The sequence below is a fragment of the Plesiomonas sp. genome (assembly GCF_051650925.1).
GTDB lineage: Bacteria > Pseudomonadota > Gammaproteobacteria > Enterobacterales > CAMTGL01 > Plesiomonas.
In genome coordinates this window covers 1-5,261 of sequence record NZ_JBOFRH010000314.1, presented here as the reverse complement: position 1 = coordinate 5,261, position 5,261 = coordinate 1, and the positions used below count along the sequence as shown (strand labels likewise).

The following is a 5,261-nucleotide window of genomic DNA, read 5'->3' as shown; positions in this document are numbered from 1 at the left end:
TCGGGTTTATCATGTCCGGTGGGCTTCAAAAACGGGACAGATGGCACAATTAAAGTGGCTATTGATGCGATCAGCGCGGCAAATGCACCACACCATTTTTTATCGGTGACTAAGTTTGGTCATTCGGCCATTGTTTCAACGGCCGGAAATCCAGATTGCCACATTATTTTACGCGGTGGTAAAGAGCCTAATTACAGTGCCGAGCATGTCAGCGCCGTGGTTAATGAGCTGGTGTCGAATAAGTTGCCGAGCAAGGTGATGATTGACTTTAGCCATGCGAACAGTTCAAAGCAATACCAACGGCAGCGCGTTGTTGCTGCTGATGTCTGTGCGCAGATTGCAGCGGGAAATCAGGCTATTTTCGGCATAATGGCAGAGAGCCATTTGGTTGAAGGGCGCCAAGATCTGGTTGCCAATACTCCGCTGACTTTTGGCCAGAGCATCACTGATGCCTGCTTGGGGTGGGATGATACCGAGTTACTGCTGCGCGATCTGGCAAATGCAGTACGGGCTCGTCGAGCGAAGGTAAAATCACAGTAAGTCAGCAAATTCAGTACAAACCCTATCTATTTGCTATATCCCAATATCAAGGTGATATCGATTCATACAACAGGCTCTTGAGCCTGTTTTTTTGCTCAGGCATTACCTGATATTGTACCGTGATACTTTTACCGTCATATCAGGTTTAAACAATATTAAGTCTAAATGTGGAGTGGCGTTGTCGGCGGTAATGCCAGTAGAGTGATATCACTTCACGGCATGATCTTGTTAATCCTGCTACAATCTGGCAGTTTTCCCTTTTAATTTTCGGAATAGTGGCGTGCTGTTACTTATCTTAACCACCGTATTGTGGGGGTTATCTTTTAGCCTGATTGGTGTTTACCTTTCAGGACAGGTTGATACATGGTTTTCAGTACTGATGCGCGTTGTACTAGCATTGGCGGTTATGCTGCCTTTTCTACGCCCACGTTTGATTGGCTGGCGGCCCAAAATTGTTTTAATGCTGCTCGGTGCTTGTCAGCTCGGTATTATGTACCTGTTTTATTATCACGCTTTTCTACTGCTGAGTGTACCGGAAGTGGTGTTGTTCACGGTATTGACACCTTTGTATGTCACGCTTATTTATGATGTTTTGCAAAAGCGCTTTACGTACGGGTATCTGATCAGCGCACTGTTGGCTGTCGCGGGAGCTATGGTCATTCGCTATGATGCGGTAAGTCATCAGTTTATTGCCGGTTTTTTGGTGGTGCAAGCTGCCAATATCTGCTTTGCATTGGGTCAGGTTGGCTATAAGCGTCTGATTGAAACATTGCCACCTGCTTTACCGCAAAATGCTATTTTTGGCTGGTTTTATCTAGGGGCAACACTGATTGCAATACTGGCATTTTCCTTATTTGGTGATATACAAAAATTGCCGACAACACCGGTACAGTGGGGCGTATTACTGTGGCTTGGGCTAGTGGCCTCAGGTGTGGGGTACTTTATGTGGAATAAAGGTGCAACACAGGTTGACAGTGGCACACTGGCGGTGATGAATAACGCGCTGGTTCCAGCCGGTCTGTTGATTAATTTTGCAGTCTGGAATCACAACCCCGATTGGGTTCGTTTAGCTATCGGCGGAGGTATTATTTTGCTCTCTTTACGGGTAAATCGTCATTTTCGGCAGGCACAAGCTAGCCGTTATGCCGATTAACCGGCTAGTTGTGCGACTTTAAAGGTTCTTTCAGATTTGTCGCATATACCTGTTACAGCACGATAAAGCCTAAAAAAGAGGCTGAGTTAGTATATAATTGCCAACTTCGCCAAAATGTATAATTGACTATAGTGATCAACTACAGTGAAAGATGACACCTACTCAAAGGCCCATCTCACGCCATCGCCTGCATTACAGATGATTTGTCATCAGTGCGATCTGGTGGTTAATGTGCCTGAATTTACAACAGGTCATCGGTGTGATTGCCCGCGTTGCCATACTGCAATTGTTGCCCGCCACCCTGAACCTGCATTAAGGCCGGCTATTTTTGCGTTAAGCAGCTTAATTATGCTGTTGATGGCTAATTTATATCCTTTTATTACCATGCAAGCGGTTGGTAATACTAACACCATGTTATTTATTCAGGCCGGTACGGTTCTGTTTGATGAGCATTACCAGTTATTGTCATTAATTATTTTATTAATGATTCAGGGGATCCCTGCATTTTGTATGGGGTTGATTATTTATCTTTCACTGGCTCTGCGATTTAAAGCATTACCGGCTAAAGTATTTTTATCTCGTACCCTGTTTATGTTAATGCCATGGTGCATGGTTGAAATATTTTTGATTGGAATATTAGTCAGTTTCGTAAAGTTAGTATCACTGGCTGATATTAGTTTAGATTTAAGTTTTTGGGCATTTTGTCTATTTTGTGTCTTTCAAATTAGAGCCTTTCAGCAACTGGATAAAGAGTGGTTATGGAATGCCATTCAACCTGCTAAACCTATTACACCTTTAATTGCCGGACGCTCAGGTTTATCACAGCAAGTTAAAGTGTGTCTTTGCTGCTCTCAGATCATGCCATTAACAGAAAAGCATTGTCCGCGTTGTCATTCACGGGTACATGCACGAACGCCATTTAGCCTGCAAATTACACTGGCATTATTGCTCACTTCAGTGGTGCTGTATATTCCAGCTAATTTACTGCCGATGATGGTCACCGAGAGTTTGGGAAGTGTATCTTACTCCACCATTATGGAAGGGGTGATTTTATTATGGGGGATGAAATCTTACCCTGTTGCACTGGTTATTTTTATTGCCAGCGTATTAGTACCTATTGGTAAAATGTTAACCATGTTCTGGTTATGCTGGTCAGCTTCACGCCCTGATACACAACATAAAGGCACACAACATTGGCTATATGAAATGGTTGAGTGCATTGGCCGCTGGTCAATGGTTGATGTTTTTGTTATCGCCATACTGGTAGCATTGGTGCGTATTGGGCGTTTAATGAGTATTTATCCGGGTATGGGGGCAATGTTATTTGCTTGCGTAGTCATTGTTACTATGTTGGCAGCATTGGCTTTTGATCCCAGATTATTTTGGGATTCCTCTTCTCGTTCACAGGAGTTAAACCGTGAGTCATAATAGTGAGTCTGAGGCTCAAGTGAAAAAAATAAAACAATTATCGCCGGTTTGGATTGTTCCTATCGTGGCAATTATTATTGGTTTATGGATGGTGTATTACACCTTCAGTAATCAAGGGCCATTAATTACCTTTACTGCCAATAATGCCGAAGGCATTGTGGCAGGAAAAACTGAAATTCAAAGCCGCAGCGTAAAAGTGGGTACGGTGCAGACGGTAAAGCTCGCCTCTGATTTAAAGCACGTAATTATTACGGCCCGTTTAAATCCGGGTACAGAAAACATGCTTAATGATCAAAGCCTGTTTTGGGTAGTCAAACCTGAAATTGGTCGTGAAGGGGTAACTGGCTTAGGTACACTGCTTTCGGGCGCGTATATCGAATTAAAAACCGGTAACGGTAAAGAGTCTGCCCGTGATTTTACACTGTTGGATACCCCACCGATTGCTCCTGCAGATGCGCCCGGTTTACGTATCGAATTGATGAGTGATGATGCATCAAGCCTGACAGTGGGTGATGTGGTGCTATATCGCGGTTATCCGGTCGGTACGGTTGAACAAAGTGAGTTTGACCTCAAAGCGCGTAAAATGCGCTATAAGCTATTTATTAATGCCCCTTATGACAGCCTTGTCACCAGTAATGTGCGCTTTTGGAAATCCAGCGGCGTATCCGTTGACCTTTCAGCACAAGGCTTTCGTGTTGACATGGCTTCGTTGAGTTCACTGATCAGTGGTGGTGTTAGCTTTGAAGTACCAAAAGGCTGGCCGTTGGGGGATGCTATCCCACAAAATACCGCTTTTGAGCTGTATGCAAATCAGCAGAGCATTACACAAGGGTTGTACGATAAATTTATTCCTTATGTTCTGTTCTTTAACGAATCAGTACGTGGATTAAGTGCCGGAGCGCCGGTTGAGTACCGTGGTGTGCGTATTGGTACAGTTATGAATGTGCCTTATTACTTCAACAATAAACTGACACTGGCTGAAACGGGTGGTGGTATTCCTGTTTTGATCCGTTTAGAAGTCGGGCGTTTGCCAGACCGCTTGACCGTATCGGAACTGCAATCGGATATCAATAAAGCCATGAAGCAGGGTATGCGTGCAATGCTAAAAACCGGTAATTTACTGACCGGTCAGCTGTTTGTTGATTTAAATATGGTTGAGAACGCACCAAAAGCACCTGTCCATAAAAATATTGATGGTATTCAGGTGATGCCAACGGTTGCCGGTGGTTTCAGCTCTATTGAGATCAAAGTGCAGCAGGTGCTGGATAAACTGAATAAGTTGCCTGTTGAAGCTCTATTAAAAGAGACCACCAACACATCGCGTGAAATGCAAAATACCTTGCGTTCAACCAGTAAACTGGCCAATACACTCGATAAACTGGCAACACAAGCTGATAATGAGCAGTTGCCGAAAGAGTTGCGCGCTACATTAAGTGAGTTGCAACAAACGCTGAAAGGCTTAAACCCCGGATCTCCGGTATATGATCGGTTGAATAACAATCTGCAATCACTCGATAAAGTGCTGCGAGATACCCAGCCGGTAATACAAAAAATTAATCAAAAACCGAACTCACTGATATTTGGATCTTCTTCGGTAGCTGATCCTGAACCTAAGAAGGCGAAATAACATGATTGGGAATTGGAAAGGGTTAATGATGAAAAAGTGGGTTGTAGCCTGCTCATTGCTGCTCTCTGCATGCAGCAGTACACCAGAGATAGCCTATTATCAGTTGGCCGCAGAACCTGCGGCAACAAAGCTAGAAAAGCAGAATGATGTACTGCTGGTGAATGCAGTCTCTGTTGCAGATTATCTGGCAGGCCCCGGTATCGCTTATCAAACAAACGATATTGAAATGGTGGTTACGCAGCAAAACCTGTGGGTGGATAACTTGCCTGCTCAGTTAACCCGTACACTGGCGGCAACCTTAACCACACAATTACCACAGTGGCAGGTGGCGTCGAGCACTACCTCTGCTGCACCGTGGCAGTTGAATGTGCAAGTTGATCGTTTTCAGGGGCGTTATGATGGCTCTGTGTTGATCAGTGGCCGTTGGACACTGACCCACAATGATCAGCGCTGGCAGCAAAGTTTTGTGCAAACGCTGCCTCAGCAGAAAAATGGCTATGCAGACATGGTGCG

The 5,261-nt window shown here is 44.4% G+C and carries 5 protein-coding genes; all 5 read left to right on the top strand.

The window, feature by feature from the left end:
• Positions 1-540 (top strand): 3-deoxy-7-phosphoheptulonate synthase (locus tag ACRC27_RS07430; RefSeq protein ID WP_438639548.1); only part of this gene is annotated, 540 nt, incomplete at its 5' end.
• Positions 541-820: 280 nt separating this feature from the next.
• Entirely contained in the window at positions 821-1,693 is an 873-nt protein-coding gene (locus ACRC27_RS07425; protein WP_438639547.1) for a carboxylate/amino acid/amine transporter, read from the top strand.
• Positions 1,694-1,891: 198 nt separating this feature from the next.
• Positions 1,892-3,121, top strand: coding sequence for a PqiA/YebS family transporter subunit (locus ACRC27_RS07420; RefSeq protein WP_438639546.1), 1,230 nt, complete (start codon positions 1,892-1,894; stop codon positions 3,119-3,121).
• Complete coding sequence (pqiB, locus tag ACRC27_RS07415; protein WP_438629524.1) at positions 3,111-4,748, top strand: intermembrane transport protein PqiB; 1,638 nt, start codon at positions 3,111-3,113, stop codon at positions 4,746-4,748. The genes ACRC27_RS07420 and pqiB overlap by 11 nt, the downstream gene beginning before the upstream one ends.
• 1 nt (position 4,749) lies before the next feature.
• The coding region (locus ACRC27_RS07410; protein ID WP_438639545.1) for an ABC-type transport auxiliary lipoprotein family protein at positions 4,750-5,261 on the top strand (512 nt) is incomplete at its 3' end.

Excerpts from the sequence above, each read along its gene's own strand:
- ACRC27_RS07420 (WP_438639546.1), top strand. The coding sequence starts at position 1,892 with ATGATTTGTCATCAGTGCGATCTGGTGGTTAATGTGCCTGAATTTACA.